Genomic DNA, 14,537 nt, shown 5'->3' on the forward strand with positions numbered 1-14,537 from the left:
GGAGAACGCGATGAACACCCAGTACGAATTCGAACACGAGACGGGCGCACGCCCGATTGTCTACGTGCGTCCCGTCGCGGTTGACACCCTGCCGGACGAGATCCGCGAGCAGGCGGACGGGCTTGACACGCTCTACGCCGTACATGGCGCGGACGGCGAACGTATCGCGCTGGTGCGCGACCGCAGGCTGGCCTTCGCGCTGGCCCGGCAGAACGACATGACGCCGGTCAACGTGCACTGACCGGCACCCATGACGCCGCGCCCCTCTCGGGGGGCGTGGGCGGCACCCAAAGGCCCCATCCGCCCGGACGGGGCCTTTGTCGTTTTCGGACATTTCGGTGCCGGGTGCCGTTCTGGCCAAGGCGGGGGTCGGGCCATGGCAGGGATCGGGGCTAGGTTCGGCGAAGGCCGCGCTGGCGCGGTCAGTCCGGCTCGATCCAGTTCATCGGTGGCAGGCGATGGCCGAGGCGTTTCACCATCCGGGCGTAGAGGCTGCTTTCCGGCGGGCGGGTGTTCGGCGCGCCCTTGTAATGGACGTGCAGGCCGATCACCCCGGGGTCCTCTTCCAGCGCCTCCACCGGACCGGGCTTGTAGAACTGTGCTGTCTCCTTGCCGTTCCAGGCATAGAAGGCGCGAGTGCCGATCGCATGGCCAAGCTGGCCGTGCTTGGTCGCCAGCCGGGTGAAGGCGTCGTTGCCGTAGATCGTGATGCCAAGGTCGGGCGGGGTGAAACGCTGCCCGGTGAGGCGGTATATCAGCGGCTTGAACACGCCACGCTTCCACCCCAGCCAGTGCGGCATCAGCGTCGGGCTGTCATAGAGCCGGTTGTAATCGGCGATCATCGGGTTGTCCGGCGGCAGGTAGAACACCGGGCTGCCGATGCGGTGGCTGTCTTCCCAGGCGAAGAACGGCTTCGAGGTGTCGATCTCGAACGGTCGGAACAGCAGCACGTCACCGTCAAGCCACATGCCGCGGCCCTGTTCCATCAGCTTCATGCGAAACAGGTCGGAGTAATTGACCATGGGCTGCCAGACCTCGCGGTCGGGGTGCCTGAGCGGCACCAGAAGCTCCATGTAGCTTTCCGACAGAACGTCGGAGGCCGGCAGCAGGCGCACCCCTTCGGGCACGCCGGTCACCGGGCCGAAACTGTAGAGGTCGACCTCCGCCCCGGCCTCGACCCAGGAGGCGAGGCACAGGGTTTCGATGTTGCGCAGGGGGCCGGTGCGCCAGAATGTCGCTAGTCTCACCGGCCTCCTCCCAGGCGCATGCTGCCGGCCGCCTGGGCAGGCATTGTCGTCAGCCGCGGATGAGACCCATCGACTCGAGCTTCAGTAGCACCTGGTGCGCGCAGTTGTCGACCTCGACATTCTCGGTTTCGACGCGCAGCTCGGGGTTCTCGGGCGCCTCGTAGGGGTCGGAGATGCCGGTGAATTCCTTGATCTTGCCCTCGCGCGCCAGCTTGTAGAGACCCTTGCGGTCACGCCGTTCGCATTCCTCCAGCGCGGTGGCCACGTGGACCTCGACGAAGGCACCGTATTGCTCGATGTCCTCGCGCACGGCGCGGCGGGTGGCGGTGTAGGGCGCGATCGGGGCGCAGATGGCGATACCGCCGTTCTTGGTGATCTCGCTCGCGACATAGCCGATGCGGCGGATGTTCAGGTCGCGGTGCTCCTTGGAAAAGCCCAGCTCCGACGACAGGTTCTTGCGCACCACGTCACCGTCCAGAAGCGTGACCGGACGGCCGCCCATCTCCATCAGCTTGACCATGAGCGCGTTGGCGATCGTGGACTTGCCCGAGCCGGAGAAGCCCGTGAAGAACACGGTGAAGCCCTGCTTCGAGCGCGCGGGCGAAGTGCGGCGCAGTTCCGTCACCACCTCGGGGAACGAGAACCATTCCGGGATCTCCAGCCCTTCGCGCAGGCGGCGGCGCAGTTCGGTGCCGGAGATGTTCAGCACGGTCACGCCGTCCTCGATCTCGTCGGCCGGTTCATACTGGGCGCGTTCCTGCACGTAGACCATGTGCTTGAAGTCGACCATCTCGATGCCGACCTCCTCCTGGTGCTTGCGCACCATTTCCTGCGCGTCGTAGGGGCCGTAGAAATCCTCGCCCGCCGAGTTCTTGCCCGGGCCGGCGTGGTCGCGGCCAACGATGAAATGGGTACAGCCGTGGTTCTTGCGGATGATCGCGTGCCACAGCGCCTCGCGCGGGCCGGCCATGCGCATGGCAAGGTTCAGCAGGCTCATCGTCGTGGTTGCCTGCGGGTACTTGTCCAGCACCGCCTCGTAGCAGCGCACGCGGGTGAAGTGGTCCACGTCGCCCGGCTTGGTCATACCCACGACCGGGTGGATGAGCAGGTTCGCCTGCGCCTCGCGCGCGGCGCGGAACGTCAGCTCCTGGTGGGCGCGGTGCAGCGGATTGCGGGTCTGGAAGGCCACGACACGGCGCCAGCCCATCTTGCGGAAATAGGCGCGCAGCTCGTTCGGCGTGTCGCGGCGACCCTTGAAGTCGTAATGCACCGGCTGCTGGATCCCGGTGACCGGGCCGCCCAGATAGACGTTGCCGGCCGTGTTGTGCAGATAGTTCACCGCCGGGTGCGCCAGGTCGTCGGCGCCGAACACCGCCTCGGCCTCTTTCGCCTTGTTCGGCACCCACTTGTCGGTGACCGACAGGATGGCGAGGATCACGCCCTCGGCGTCGCGCAGCGCGATGTCCTGACCCGGCTCGATCCCTTCGGCGAACTTCTCGCCCACGTCGAGGGTGATCGGCATCGGGAAGAGCGCGCCGTCGCTCATCCGCATGTCCTTGAGGACGCCGTCGTAATCTGCCTCGGTCATGAAGCCCTTGAGCGGGTAGAATCCGCCGTTCATCAGGAGCTCCAGGTCACAGACCTGCCGCGGGGTCAGATCCCAGGACGGCAGCTCGCCCGCCTCGACCTTCAGTTTCTGGGCCGACTCATAGGACACATAGAGTTCCGGGATCGGGGCGAGGTTGGGAAGCTGCATCTGAATTCCTTGCGATAAGGGCGTCGGGCTGCGCCGATGTGCCACCTGGGCGAAAGAGCGCGTTTGGCTGGGGATAGCCCCGCGAATGAGGCGGATTCAAGACTTTCGGGCGCTTTCGGCGGGAAAAGACCGAACCTGCTGCACTCCTGCGCAGTGAGCGAACAGGGTTCTGGTGGACCGGGGGTCGGAGGCCGCGTTGTTCGGTCGTGGCCCGCGTCGTGGAATGGCATTCCCTCTGGGTGGGGCAGTGGGTGCGAAATGGTGGGGCAGCGGGCGTGAAATGGTGGGGCAGGGGGCGTGAAATGGTGGTCCCGCAGGGCGCATCCGGGTGCATCCGGCGGGACCTCGTGCCCGATTACTCAGCCATCCCCTGCTCGGCCAGCCACCGCTCGGCATCGAGGGCGGCCATGCAGCCCATGCCGGCCGAGGTGACCGCCTGGCGGTAGGTGTGGTCGGTCAGGTCGCCCGCCGCGAACACCCCGTCGATCGAGGTGCGCGTGCTGCCCGGTTCGACCCATACATAGGCGCCGTCCTTGAGTTGCAGCTGATCCTTGACCAGCTCCGAGGCCGGCGAATGGCCGATCGCCACGAAGAAGCCGTCGCAGGGCAGGGTCTTCTCGGCACCGTCCGCCGTCGACTTCAGCCGCACGCCGGTGACGCCCTTGGGCTCTTCTCCCAGGATCTCTTCGACCGTGTGGTTCCAGACCACCTCGACCTTGGGGTTCTTGAACAGCCGATCCTGCAGGATCTTCTCGGCGCGGAAGCTGTCGCGGCGGTGGATCACCGTTACCTTGGAGGCGAAGTTGGTCAGGAACAGCGCCTCTTCGACCGCCGTGTTGCCGCCGCCGATCACCACCACTTCCTTGCCGCGGTAGAAGAACCCGTCACACGTGGCGCAGGCCGACACGCCGAATCCCTTGAACTTCTCTTCCGACGGCAGGCCGAGCCATTTCGCCTGCGCCCCGGTGGCAAGGATCACCGCGTCGGCTGTGAAGGTGGTCATGCCGCCCTCGGCCACGAAGGGCCGCTTCGACAGGTCGAGGCGCGAGATGTGGTCGTTGATGATCTCGGCGCCCATCGCCTTGGCGTGGGCCTCCATCCGCACCATCAAGTCGGGGCCCTGCACCTCGGTGTCGCCGGGCCAGTTCTCGACCTCGGTGGTGATGGTCAGCTGGCCACCCGGCTGAATGCCCTGCACGACGACCGGCTCCAGCATCGCGCGCGAGGCGTAGACCGCCGCGGTATAGCCCGCCGGCCCCGAGCCGATGATCAGAACCTTGCTATGTCGTGTCTCGACCATGATCTGCCCCTTTCGTCTTGTCGCAGGCCCCGATATAGGCCGGCATGGCTGCGACGGGAAGGGCTGCGGGATGCGGGGTTGCGTCTGCGACAGATCGCCCGCTCTGCATCGCTCCGACAATTGCCACGGGACTTGCGCAATAAATCTTGCGCAGTCGCGAAATAATATTGCGCACAGGCATGCGATTTCGTAAGTTCTGCGCGCTGAGACGAGGAATTCAGATGGCCGGCACCAAACTCGACCCGATCGACCGCAGGATCCTGGCGGAGTTGCAGGCCGACGGCCGGATGACCAACGTCGAACTGGCCCGGCGGGTCGGGATCTCGGCCCCGCCCTGCCTGCGCCGGGTGCGCACGCTGGAAGAGGCCGGTTACATCCGCGGCTATCACGCCGACATCGACCCGCGCGAGCTGGGGTTCGAGGTGCAGGTCTTCGCCATGGTCCGCCTGCACAGCCAGGCCGAGGTCGACCTTTCGGCGTTCGAGCAGCGGTGCCGCGACTGGCCCCTCGTGCGCGAGTGCCACATGCTGAACGGCGAGATCGACTTCATCCTGAAATGCGTGGCGCCGGACCTGTCGACCTTCCAGAGCTTCCTGACCGAGGGGCTTACCTCGGCGGCCAACGTGGCATCGGTGAAGACAAGCTTGGTGATCCGCTGCGCCAAGGACGAACCGGGCGTGCCCTTCGACGTGCTCGAAGCGCGGCTGAGCCGTACGGCCTGAGGCCTCTGCCCGCGGCGCGGGCGGCTGCAGCTTCGGGTTGCGCAGGGCGCCGCCGCTTGCACGTATCATCTAGTATGGAGAGAGAAGGTCTCCCCGGCCGCCCGTCCGTCGCCAGAGGAGCGACGGGGGTCCATCCGCTTGCTGCGAACTTTCCCGGGCGCGCTGTGGGACCAAGCTCATTCGGTCTTCAACCGATGTTCCCCAAACATGGACGGTGTTCCAATTTTTGTCAAAATATTTCCAGTATTTATGCGCAATAAGCCGCAATCATCGGGGTCTGCCGGAATTGTTTCCCGGGTGGGGCCGAAGCGGGATCAACTTGACGCAATCTTAACCGAGTTCGGACAAAAGGGGCGAACTTGGCGCGGCGCGGTTCGCCCCAGGCTTTCCGGGGAACCCCTGACCCGGCGCTCGGCCTGCAACCCGTGATTCGCGTCCCGCGTGTCCACTGATCGGTCAGGCCCGGTCTCCTCCGGCGGCATGCCCCGGGACAAATGCGATAGGCCGGGCGCTTGCCCGGCCTTCGGAAAGATCGTTTGGGCGCCGCCAGTGCGGGCCGCTCACTCGGCCGCGAAGACCTGAAGCGGCTTGGGCGCCGGGCGCTCTGCGGTGCGCAGTGCTTCGGGGCGGCGGCGCTGGCTGCGCTGCCACGGCATTGCCGGCTGCGGCTTTGCGCTTTCCTCAAGGACCCATTTCATCCAGCGGCGTTCGGTCTTCATCTCTTTTCCCCTCCTCAGCCCCAGTGGGAGATTGCGTTTCGCTGAGATCGAAACTGACCCTGCAATGGGGCAAAGCCGTGACAGGATGCGGGTATCTTCGCGAAAGCCCGGGGCCATTTCCGCCGCATTTCGGCGACGATGATGGTGGATGGCTTGAAATTGTTCCCGTTGGCGCAACGGCCGAAGCCGGCGGTCAGAGACGGATGGTCGAGATCAGCCGGCCGTAATCGGCCTCGCCGCGGTGGGTGGTGCGGCGGAAGGAATAGAACCGGTCGGGATCGGAATAGGTGCAGTGCCGGGTCCATTCCGCCGCGCCGACACCCGCGCTGCGCAGCCGGTGCAGACCGTAAGCGGGAAGGTCGAACTGCACGCGGTCGCCATCGCCCCCCGCGAAGAATCGGCTGTTGTCGGGGTCTTCGTCGAGAAAGCTCTCGAAGAACTCGGGGCCCACCTCGTAGGCCTGCTGGCTGATCGAGGGGCCGATCACCGCGGTGATGTCCGACCGTCGCGCCCCGAGCGATTCCATGGCGTCGAGTGTCGCCTCCAGCACGCCCGCCTGCGCCCCGCGCCATCCGGCATGGGCCGCGCCGACCACCCCGGCCTGCGCGTCGGCGAACAGCACGGGCTGGCAATCGGCGGTCAGGATGCCCAGCAAGATGCCCGGCGTGGCGGTGACCATGGCATCGGCGGTGGGCCGGTCCTGTCGCGCCTCGGTCAGTGTCACGACGTCGGGCGAATGCACCTGGTCGATGGTCACCAGCGCATCGGGGGCGGCCCCCATCGCCTCGGCCACGCGGGCCCGGTTGATGGTCACGGCCGAGGCGAGGTCGGACGAGCCTGGACCGCAGTTCAGCCCCTGGAAGATGCCGGACGAGGCCCCGCCCTTGCGGGTGAAGAAGCCGTGGCGGACCGGGGCGAGCGCGGGAGAGGTGATGATCTCGAGCGTCATGATCCTTGTGTGCCGCCTTCCCGGTCAGATCTGTCGGCCGCCGGATCCAGCCCCGGCGGAAGGGTTTGGCCGGGCCCCGAGAGGCCCAGCACCTTGAACAGGGTTCCCATTTCCTCCGCCGCGGTCAAGCGGTGTGTCGCGGCGTGGTGGGTATCGCGGGCGGCCCCCTCCAGCCGCGCGGCCAAGGCCTCGGCCCGGGTGGCGATGCCAAGGCGCCCAAGCCAGGCCCCCTGCGCCGTCAGGCCTGCGGCGGGCAGGGCGGGGGCGGCCCGGCGGAGCGCCTCGAAATCCACATGCGCGGTCAGGTCGGCCTCGCCGGGGTGGGCGAGGGGCGGATCACTTTCGCGTGCCCTAAGCGCTTGCAGCGTGTCGCCGCGCGACCGCCAGTCGCCGTAGTCGATGATCAGCGCGGCCCCGCCATCGGTGGCAAGGCGCGCGGCAAGCACCTCCATCACGGCCGTTGCGGGGGCGCAAAGCTCGACCATCTCGCCCTCCCGCGTGTCGCCGAGGCGATGGGCAAGTGCCGGGGGCGCCACCGGGGCGGAGAGGCCGAAGGTCAGCGCAACACCCCCGGATTCGCCGTCTTCCAGCCCGACCAGACGCTCGCGCCAGGCGCGGCCCGCCCGCAGGAACTGGCGGATCGGCAGGGCGTCGAAGAATTCGTTGGCGATCAGGTAGAGCGGCAGGTCGGGCAGGGTCTCGACCCCGTCATGCCAGGTAGGCGCCTGACCCGCCAGCGCCTTCGCCTGGACGGCGCGCAGCCGGGGCGAGGCCTCGACCAGGTGTAGCTTCATCGCCGCGTGGAACCCCGGCACGCCCCGCGTGGCGCGCAGGATATCGGCCATCAGCGTGCCCCGCCCGGGGCCCAGCTCGGCCAGCGCGAAAGCGGCCGGCGCGCCGTGGTCGAGCCATGTCTGCGCCAGCGCGAGGCCCGCAAGTTCGCCGAACATCTGGGAAATCTCGGGCGCGGTGATGAAATCGCCCCGCTGCCCGAAGGGTTCGCGCGTGGTGTAATAGCCATGCTCGGGGTGGAGCAGGCAGGCGGCCATGTACTCGGCCACCGTGATCGGCCCGCCGGCGCGGATCCGCCGGGCGAGGAGATCGCCGAGCGGGGTCACGTCCGGTCTTTGCCGTCAGGGGGCGGAGGGGCGGAAGCGGCGGCCGGGGGCGCAGTTTCGGGCCGCGTCTCGGGCCCTGACTCGGGCCGTCGCCGGAAGCTCCACCACAGGAAGCCGAGGCCGATCAGGATCATCGGCAGCGACAGCACCTGCCCCATGGAGAACCCGCCCAGGCCGTGGCCGAACCGGATCACGTTGCCCATCGGGTCGGAGGGGGTCATGAACTCGGGGTCGGCCTGGCGGAAGAACTCCACCGTGAAGCGGGCAAGGCCGTAGCCGATCAGGAATACCCCGAGCACCCGCCCGGTGCGCTTCAGTGCGCCGGTGCGCCAGGCGAGATAGAGCAGGAGAGAGCCGAGCAGGATCCCCTCCATCCCCGCCTCGTAGAGTTGCGAGGGGTGGCGGGTGCAGACGCCGACCCAGCCCGGGCCGCAATTCGACGCCTCCGGCCCGGGGAAGGCCACGGCCCAGGGCACGTGGCTGGGCAGGCCCCAGAGCTCATCGTTGATGAAGTTCGCGATGCGGCCGAACATCAGCCCCGGTGGGGTGGCCACGGCCATGGCATCGGCGACCTGGAAGAACGGGATGCCCTGCCGCCAGGTGTAGATGAGCCCGGCGATCATGACGCCGAGGAAACCTCCGTGGAACGACATGCCGCCGTTCCAGACCTGCGGGATTTCCCACGGGTGGGAAAAGTAATAGGCGGGTTCGTAGAACAGCACGAAGCCGATCCGCCCGCCCAGAACCACGCCGAGGATGACCCAGGTCAGCAGGTCCTCGACCTGCCGGGGGGACATGGGGGCGGTGCCGCCGGGCCACAGATGCGCGCGCTTCACCAGCGCCACGACGATGCGCCAGCCGGTGATGAGGCCGACGATATAGGCCACCGCGTACCAGCGCAGCGAGAAGGTCGCGCCGAAGAGGTGGAGGGTGAAGATGTCGGGGGAGATATCTGGGAAGGGGATGTAATGCTGCATGGCACCTCCGTCGGGGCTTGGTTGTCCCGGATTGCGGGGTGAAGTCAACCTTGAGATTCCGGCGCGTGGGGGCCATATGGAAGGTCACGTTATCCGGAGGCGCGCCATGCAGACCCGCAACAAGATTCTCGACGATTTTTCGCAGCTGATGACGAACGCCATGGGTGTGGCCCAGGGCGCTAAGACCGAGGCCGAGACCGCGATGAAGGGGCTGGTCGACCGCTGGCTTGCCGATCGCGATTTCGTCACCCGCGAGGAATTCGACGCAGTTCGCGCCATGGCCCAGAAGGCGCGCGAGGAAAACATGGCGCTGAAGGCGCGCCTAGACGCGCTGGAAGCGGCGCAGAAGGGCTGAAACCCGGGCCCGGGCGGCGGCGCCCTCCGGTCGTCAGGCCTGATCCAGCGGAGCGCGCCCCGGGTGCGCGCAAGGCTTTGGTTTCGGGGGGCTGCCCCCGTCGGAGTATTTCTGCCAGGATGAAGTCGGATCGGGGCCTGACCGGGGCTGACCGGGCTGGGCCGTTTTCGCAGGGTGGCCCGGCCGGCGGTGTCAGGCCACGGGGTGCACCACCGGGCGGTCGGCGAGGGCCATTTCCGCCCAGATCGGCAGGTGGTCCGAGGCGCGGGTGGCCTCTCCATGGTCGGTGAGACCCGTGGGGCCGGCCTGCCAGCCGCGGTCATGCGCGATGCGGTCGAGCGGGGCGAGGCGAAAGCGGGCGTGGTAGCTGGGCCCGGGGGCGAGCACCCGGAAGTCGGGCCCGAGCGGCGGAAAGCTGGCGCGCGGCGACCATTCGTTGAAATCGCCGAGAATCAGCGTGGGCAGGTTCGGCTGGCGCGCGATCCAGTCCGAGATTGCGCCCAGCTGGCGCAGCCGGTCGTTGCCCAGAAGGCCCAGATGCACGCCGATCACCCGCAGCATCCGCCCGTCGCGCCTGAGGTCGGCGGCGACGGCGCCGCGGGGCTCGAACGAGGGCAGGTCGATGTGATGGACCTCCTCCAGTTCGATCCAGGGCTTCACGAGGATCGCGTTGCCGTGCCACCCGAGGCTGACCTCGTTGCGGGCCACCGGGAGCGGCTGGTAGGCGGTGTGTTCCACGATCGCCCGGCGCGGCAGTGCCGCGGGGCGGGGGCCGAGGCGGCGGTCGGCCTCCTGCAGCACGGTGATCTCTGCATCGGTGTCGGCGATCACCCGCAGCACCCGTTCGGGGCTGCGGCGCCGGTCGGTGCCCATGCACTTGCGGATGTTGTACGAGGCGATCCTCAGGCGCTCTCCCGGCGCGTCGCGATGCATCGGGTCAGGTTCCGCAGAAGGTGCGCAGGACGCGCTGGTCCGGCGCCGGCGCAGCGCGGCAGGGCGAGGCGGGATCGGCGTCGAAAGGCTGGGCAAGGGCGACATGAAGTGCCTCGAACGGGCCGAGATCGCCGCCTACCGCCGCCTGGATCGCCTCCTCCACCCGATGGTTGCGGGGGATGATCGCGGGGCTGACCCGGGCGATGGCGGCCTGCGCCTCGGCCAGTGGCCGGCCCTCGCGGGCGAGGCGGTCGTGCCAGGAGGCTTCCCATGCGTCGTAGGCGGCCGGGTCGGCGAATTCGGCGCGCGCAGTGCCTTCGGCGAGGCCGCGGAAGCTGCGGGTGAAATCGGCCTCCTGGCCTGCCATGAGGGTCAGGAACCCGTCGATCAGCTGCGGGTCGTCCTCTTCCGCTGTGGCAAGGCCCAGCTTGGCACGGAACCGCGACAGCCACTCGGTTTGGTAGAGCGGCTCGAACCGGTAGACCGCCTCTGTCGCGGCCTCGATCGCGGCGTTGGTGTCCGCGCCCATCAGGGGCAGCAGCGCCGAGGCGAATTGCGCAAGGTTCCACAGCCCGGCGTTGGGCTGGTTCGAATAGGCGTAGCGGCCCTGCTGGTCGATCGAGGAGAACACCGTGTCGGGGTGATAGCCATCCATGAAGGCGCAGGGGCCGTAGTCGATCGTCTCGCCGCCGACATGGGAATTGTCGGTGTTCATGACGCCGTGGATGAAGCCGAGCGACATCCATTGCGCGATGAGCGCGGCCTGTGCCGCGACGGCGCGGTCCAGAAGGCCCATCGCGCCCTCGGCCCCGGGATAGTGCCGGGCGATGGCATGGTCGGCGAGAAGGCGCAGCGCCTCGGTATCCTCGCGCGCGGCGAAATACTGGAAGGTGCCGACGCGGATGTGGGAGGATGCGACGCGGGTCAGCACGGCGCCGGGAAAGGCGCGCTCGCGCTGGATCCGTTCGCCGGTGGTGACGGCGGCCAGCGCGCGGGTGGTGGGCACGCCGAGCGCGTGCATCGCCTCGGACACGAGGTATTCCCGGATCACGGGGCCGACCCAGGCACGCCCGTCGCCACGGCGCGAGAACGGGGTGGGGCCCGAGCCCTTGAGCTGGATGTCGCGGCGCCGGCCCTCGCGGTCCACCACCTCGCCCAGCAGGATCGCGCGGCCATCGCCGAGCTGCGGCGACCAGCCGCCGAACTGGTGCCCGGCATAGGCCTGCGCGATCGGGTCGGCGCCTTCGGGCAGGGCATTGCCGGCGAGAACGGCAAGGCCCTCGGGCGCGGTCAGCGCCTGCGGGTCGATCCCCAGTTCCGCCGCGAGCGGGGCATTCACGGCGATCGGGCCGGGCGTGGCCACGGGCGTGGGGCCCTGGCGCGCATAGAAGCGGTCGGGCAGGCGGGCGTAGGAATTGTCGAACGGGATGTGAAGCATGATATCCCCAAGATAGTCGCTCGGGCGGGGGGAGGAAGAGTTTTGCGCAAAACTCTTGCCAAAATCCTTGAGCAAGGATTTTGCGGTGCGGGCGGCGAGGGGGGGGGCCATCGACCCCGCCATTGAACCGGTGGCCGCGGAGGGTTAGGGTCCCCGGGCGCGGGACGGCCCGCGTCCTTCGCATCTTCCCGGGACGGCCCGGCCTCGTTCGGAAAGGGCCGTGCCATGGCCTGGATCACGCTTGCAATCGCCGGGGTGCTGGAGGTCGTCTGGGCCTTCTACCTGAAGAAATCCGCGGGTTTCACCGTTCCCCTGCCCAGCATCATCGCCGTCGTCACCATGGTGGCGAGCTTCTTCGTCCTCTCGCTTGCCATGCGGTCCCTGCCGCTCGGCACCGCCTATGCGGTCTGGACCGGGATCGGCACGATCGGCGCCTTCCTTCTGGGCGTGACCGTGCTGGGCGAGGCGGTGACGCCGCTGCGGCTGGGGGGCGCCGTGCTGATCGTGGCGGGCCTCGTCGTGATGAAGCTTTCCGAAGGCGGGGCCTGAGCCGGTCAGAGCCGGGCGATCCGCTCCGTCAGCAGGCGAAAGAAGCCGTCGGCATCCACGTCACCCGCGAAAAAGGCGTTCGGCGCGCGCCCCGACACGCCCCACCAGTCGGCCACGGTCATGCCCTGGGTGAACGTGCCCTTCGTCTCGATCTCGACGTTGATCTGCCGGCCGGAAAAGAGCGTGGGCTCGATCAGCCAGGCGATGACGCAGGGGTCGTGCAGGGGCGCGCCGTCGGAGCCGTACTTCTCCTTGTCGAAGCGCTCGAAGAAATCGGTCCATTCGGCGACCATCCGTCCCGGCTCGGTCCCCATGGCGCGGAAGGCCTCGGTGCGCGGCCCCGTCACCAGCACCTTGTGCGTCACGTCGAGGGACATCACCGTGATCGGCGCGCCCGCGCCGAACACGATCTCCGCCGCCTCCGGGTCGACGTAGATGTTGAACTCGGCCGCGGGGGTGATGTTGCCCACCTCGAAATAGGCGCCGCCCATCAGCACGATCTCCTGCACGCGCTCCACGATGTCGGGGGCGCGGCGGAAGGCGGTGGCGATGTTGGTCAGCGGCCCGATCGGGCAAAGGGTGATGGTCCCCGGCGCCTCGGCCCTCAGCGTGTCGATGATGAAATCGACGGCATGGGTGTCTTGCAGGGGCATCGTGGGGTCGGGCAGCTGCGGCCCGTCGAGGCCGGTCTTGCCATGGACATGCTCCGCAGTGACGAGGCCGCGCGACATGGGCGCGTCGCAGCCGGCGAAGACACGGATGTCGCGCCGCCCGGCCAGCTCGCACACGATGCGGGCATTGCGCGCGGTCAGCGGCAGCGGCACGTTGCCCGCGACGGCGGTGATGCCCAGCACCTCGACCTCGGGGCTGGCCAGCGCCAGCAGGATCGCCACGGCGTCGTCCTGGCCGGGATCGGTGTCGATGATGATCTTTCGCGCGCTCATGGCCTGCCTCCTGTCTGAACGGCGACAAGACCGGAGGACGCGGCGATTGTCGAGGGGGCGCCTCGACAGCCGCGCGCCCCGGGTGTAGCCCGGCGCGGACCCCGCAACCAACGAGACCCGCCATGACCCAGGAACGAGAGACCATCGTCCCCCCCCTCGATGGCGGCGATCGTGGTGGAAAAGGGCTATGCGCCTGCCGTGCGCGCGGGGAACCTGCTGTTCTGCGCGGGCCAGGTCGGGCGCGACGACGCGCTCGAGGTGATCGACGACCCCGAGGCGCAGTTCGAGGCCTGCTGGCGGAACCTATCCGACGTCCTCTCCGCAGGCGGCTGCGGCTTCGGGGACGTGGTCGAGATGACGACCTATCACGTGGGCATGGCAGAGCATATGGACCTGTTCCGCGCCGTGAAGAACCGCCGCTTCCCGCGCGGCACCTGCGCCTGGACGCGGATCGGCGTCTCGGAACTGGCCCACCCGGGCCTCCTGGTCGAGATCAAGGTGGTGGCGCTGATCCCGGCCCGCTGATCCCGGCCCGCTGACATCGCCCCGCTGACCCCGGCCCGTGCGAAAGGCCGCCTGCCTTTCATTGTTCCCCAAATACGCAAATCCCGGCACTCGCCACGCAGCGCCCCGTCCGGGAAATCAGCCCTGCGTCGCCTTCTCCGCCGCCTTTGCCGCGTCCCAGAGCGCATCCATCTCGGCCAGGTCGCTGTCTTCGGGCCGCTTGCCACGCTCCGCTAGCGCCGCCTCGACCGCGCCGAAGCGGCGGGTGAACTTGGCATTGGCGGCGCGCAGCGCCTGCTCGGGGTCGATCTTCAGGTGGCGGGCAAGGTTCGCCACGACGAACATCAGGTCGCCGAATTCCTCGAACACCTCGGCCTCGGTCATCTCGGCGCGGGCCTCGACCAGCTCGCGCGCCTCCTCGGCGATCTTGTCGATCACCTCGTCGGTCGAGGGCCAGTCGAAGCCCACCCGCGCCGCGCGGTTCTGAAGTTTCACGGCGCGCGTCAGCCCCGGCAGCCCTGCCGCCACCCCGTCCAGCGCGCCGCGCTCGGCCTTGCCCGCGCGTTCGGCGGCCTTGATCTTTTCCCAATCCGCGGTCTGCTGCTCGGCCGACTTGTCGCGGCTCTCGTCGCCGAAGACATGGGGGTGACGCGAGACCATCTTGTCGCTGACCCCGCGCACCACGTCGGCGAAGTCGAAATGCCCCGCCTCGGCCGCCATCTGCGCATGATAGACCGACTGGAACAGCAGGTCCCCCAGCTCGCCCTGCAGCTCGCCCCAGGCGGCGCGGTCGATCGCGTCGGCGACCTCATAGGCCTCCTCGATCGTGTAGGGCGCGATGGTGGCAAAGTCCTGCTCCAGGTCCCAGGGGCAGCCGCCCTCGGGGTCGCGCAGGCGGCGCATGATCTCGACCAGCCGGTCGATGCCGCCCTCCGGATCGTGCACCAGCCGCTCGGACGCGGCGCGGTCCCTGCCGGTTGAAGGCGGGGTGGATGCGGGATCGGACATTGCAGCCTCCGGCGATTT

The 14,537-nt window shown here is 68.5% G+C and carries 16 protein-coding genes; 5 read left to right on the plus strand and 11 right to left on the minus strand.

Annotated elements, in window-relative coordinates; all coding sequences use genetic code 11:
- Nucleotides 1–10 precede the first annotated feature (10 nt).
- Complete coding sequence (locus tag CVV76_RS09435) at nt 11–241, plus strand: DUF1150 family protein (protein WP_102224396.1); 231 nt, start codon at nt 11–13, stop codon at nt 239–241.
- 181 nt (nt 242–422) lie between these two features.
- Here the strand turns inward: CVV76_RS09435 and CVV76_RS09440 are convergent, their stop codons facing one another.
- The 3 genes from CVV76_RS09440 to trxB all read right to left on the minus strand — a co-directional run bounded on the left by CVV76_RS09440 (nt 423) and on the right by trxB (nt 4,303).
- Nucleotides 423–1,247 carry a hypothetical protein gene (locus CVV76_RS09440; RefSeq protein WP_102224397.1) on the minus strand — a complete coding sequence of 275 codons (825 nt, stop codon included), beginning with the start codon at nt 1,245–1,247 and terminating at the stop codon, nt 423–425.
- Between the two features lie 49 nt (nt 1,248–1,296).
- Nucleotides 1,297–3,003, minus strand: coding sequence for a bifunctional sulfate adenylyltransferase/adenylylsulfate kinase (locus tag CVV76_RS09445; protein WP_102224398.1), 1,707 nt, complete (start codon nt 3,001–3,003; stop codon nt 1,297–1,299).
- 355 nt (nt 3,004–3,358) lie between these two features.
- Nucleotides 3,359–4,303: a thioredoxin-disulfide reductase gene (gene trxB / locus CVV76_RS09450; protein ID WP_102224399.1), complete on the minus strand. Its 945-nt coding sequence runs from the start codon at nt 4,301–4,303 to the stop codon at nt 3,359–3,361.
- 221 nt (nt 4,304–4,524) lie between these two features.
- On the opposite strand from trxB, the gene CVV76_RS09455 reads away from it, so the two are divergent.
- Complete coding sequence (locus CVV76_RS09455) at nt 4,525–5,025, plus strand: Lrp/AsnC family transcriptional regulator (RefSeq protein WP_102224400.1); 501 nt, start codon at nt 4,525–4,527, stop codon at nt 5,023–5,025.
- Between the two features lie 560 nt (nt 5,026–5,585).
- On the opposite strand, the gene CVV76_RS24950 is transcribed toward CVV76_RS09455, so the two are convergent.
- The 4 genes from CVV76_RS24950 to lgt all read right to left on the minus strand — a co-directional run bounded on the left by CVV76_RS24950 (nt 5,586) and on the right by lgt (nt 8,788).
- Complete coding sequence (locus tag CVV76_RS24950; protein WP_158243124.1) at nt 5,586–5,744, minus strand: hypothetical protein; 159 nt, start codon at nt 5,742–5,744, stop codon at nt 5,586–5,588.
- Between the two features lie 193 nt (nt 5,745–5,937).
- Complete coding sequence (pgeF, locus tag CVV76_RS09460) at nt 5,938–6,693, minus strand: peptidoglycan editing factor PgeF (protein ID WP_102224401.1); 756 nt, start codon at nt 6,691–6,693, stop codon at nt 5,938–5,940.
- Complete coding sequence (locus CVV76_RS09465; protein WP_233192790.1) at nt 6,690–7,811, minus strand: class I SAM-dependent methyltransferase; 1,122 nt, start codon at nt 7,809–7,811, stop codon at nt 6,690–6,692. Before CVV76_RS09465 ends, pgeF begins: the two co-directional genes overlap by 4 nt.
- Nucleotides 7,808–8,788 (minus strand): prolipoprotein diacylglyceryl transferase, encoded by a 981-nt coding sequence (lgt, locus tag CVV76_RS09470; protein WP_102224402.1) that lies wholly within the window; start codon nt 8,786–8,788, stop codon nt 7,808–7,810. Before lgt ends, CVV76_RS09465 begins: the two co-directional genes overlap by 4 nt.
- Before the next feature lie 106 nt (nt 8,789–8,894).
- Between lgt and CVV76_RS09475 the strand changes: the two genes are divergently transcribed.
- Nucleotides 8,895–9,143, plus strand: a complete 249-nt coding sequence (locus CVV76_RS09475) for an accessory factor UbiK family protein (RefSeq protein WP_102224403.1) — start codon at nt 8,895–8,897, stop codon at nt 9,141–9,143.
- Between the two features lie 192 nt (nt 9,144–9,335).
- Here the strand turns inward: CVV76_RS09475 and CVV76_RS09480 are convergent, their stop codons facing one another.
- Nucleotides 9,336–10,076 (minus strand): endonuclease/exonuclease/phosphatase family protein, encoded by a 741-nt coding sequence (locus tag CVV76_RS09480; protein WP_102224404.1) that lies wholly within the window; start codon nt 10,074–10,076, stop codon nt 9,336–9,338.
- A 4-nt stretch (nt 10,077–10,080) separates the two neighbouring features.
- Nucleotides 10,081–11,517, minus strand: coding sequence for a protein adenylyltransferase SelO (locus CVV76_RS09485; protein WP_102224468.1), 1,437 nt, complete (start codon nt 11,515–11,517; stop codon nt 10,081–10,083).
- Nucleotides 11,518–11,739: 222 nt separating this feature from the next.
- Between CVV76_RS09485 and CVV76_RS09490 the strand changes: the two genes are divergently transcribed.
- Nucleotides 11,740–12,063, plus strand: a complete 324-nt coding sequence (locus tag CVV76_RS09490) for a DMT family transporter (protein ID WP_102224405.1) — start codon at nt 11,740–11,742, stop codon at nt 12,061–12,063.
- A gap of 5 nt (nt 12,064–12,068) precedes the next feature.
- Here the strand turns inward: CVV76_RS09490 and CVV76_RS09495 are convergent, their stop codons facing one another.
- A complete protein-coding gene (locus CVV76_RS09495) occupies nt 12,069–13,007 on the minus strand; it encodes a nucleoside hydrolase (protein ID WP_102224406.1) in 939 nt (312 codons plus the stop codon).
- Nucleotides 13,008–13,166: 159 nt separating this feature from the next.
- Between CVV76_RS09495 and CVV76_RS09500 the strand changes: the two genes are divergently transcribed.
- The gene (locus CVV76_RS09500; protein ID WP_102224407.1) at nt 13,167–13,532 is read left to right on the plus strand and encodes a RidA family protein; all 366 of its coding nucleotides are present in this window, start codon (nt 13,167–13,169) and stop codon (nt 13,530–13,532) included.
- A 117-nt stretch (nt 13,533–13,649) separates the two neighbouring features.
- Here the strand turns inward: CVV76_RS09500 and mazG are convergent, their stop codons facing one another.
- Nucleotides 13,650–14,519 (minus strand): nucleoside triphosphate pyrophosphohydrolase, encoded by an 870-nt coding sequence (mazG, locus tag CVV76_RS09505; protein ID WP_102224408.1) that lies wholly within the window; start codon nt 14,517–14,519, stop codon nt 13,650–13,652.
- Between the last annotated feature and the right edge of the window lie 18 nt (nt 14,520–14,537).

It is taken from the genome of Acidimangrovimonas sediminis, assembly GCF_002871005.1.
Classification (GTDB): domain Bacteria; phylum Pseudomonadota; class Alphaproteobacteria; order Rhodobacterales; family Rhodobacteraceae; genus Acidimangrovimonas; species Acidimangrovimonas sediminis.

Excerpts from the sequence above, each read along its gene's own strand:
- CVV76_RS09475 (WP_102224403.1), top strand. The coding sequence starts at position 8,895 with ATGCAGACCCGCAACAAGATTCTCGACGATTTTTCGCAGCTGATGACG.
- pgeF (WP_102224401.1), bottom strand. The coding sequence starts at position 6,693 with ATGACGCTCGAGATCATCACCTCTCCCGCGCTCGCCCCGGTCCGCCAC.
- CVV76_RS09490 (WP_102224405.1), top strand. The coding sequence starts at position 11,740 with ATGGCCTGGATCACGCTTGCAATCGCCGGGGTGCTGGAGGTCGTCTGG.
- lgt (WP_102224402.1), bottom strand. The coding sequence starts at position 8,788 with ATGCAGCATTACATCCCCTTCCCAGATATCTCCCCCGACATCTTCACC.
- CVV76_RS09445 (WP_102224398.1), bottom strand. The coding sequence starts at position 3,003 with ATGCAGCTTCCCAACCTCGCCCCGATCCCGGAACTCTATGTGTCCTAT.
- CVV76_RS24950 (WP_158243124.1), bottom strand. The coding sequence starts at position 5,744 with ATGAAGACCGAACGCCGCTGGATGAAATGGGTCCTTGAGGAAAGCGCA.
- CVV76_RS09500 (WP_102224407.1), top strand. The coding sequence starts at position 13,167 with ATGGCGGCGATCGTGGTGGAAAAGGGCTATGCGCCTGCCGTGCGCGCG.
- CVV76_RS09435 (WP_102224396.1), top strand. The coding sequence starts at position 11 with ATGAACACCCAGTACGAATTCGAACACGAGACGGGCGCACGCCCGATT.
- CVV76_RS09480 (WP_102224404.1), bottom strand. The coding sequence starts at position 10,076 with ATGCATCGCGACGCGCCGGGAGAGCGCCTGAGGATCGCCTCGTACAAC.
- CVV76_RS09495 (WP_102224406.1), bottom strand. The coding sequence starts at position 13,007 with ATGAGCGCGCGAAAGATCATCATCGACACCGATCCCGGCCAGGACGAC.
- trxB (WP_102224399.1), bottom strand. The coding sequence starts at position 4,303 with ATGGTCGAGACACGACATAGCAAGGTTCTGATCATCGGCTCGGGGCCG.
- CVV76_RS09455 (WP_102224400.1), top strand. The coding sequence starts at position 4,525 with ATGGCCGGCACCAAACTCGACCCGATCGACCGCAGGATCCTGGCGGAG.
- mazG (WP_102224408.1), bottom strand. The coding sequence starts at position 14,519 with ATGTCCGATCCCGCATCCACCCCGCCTTCAACCGGCAGGGACCGCGCC.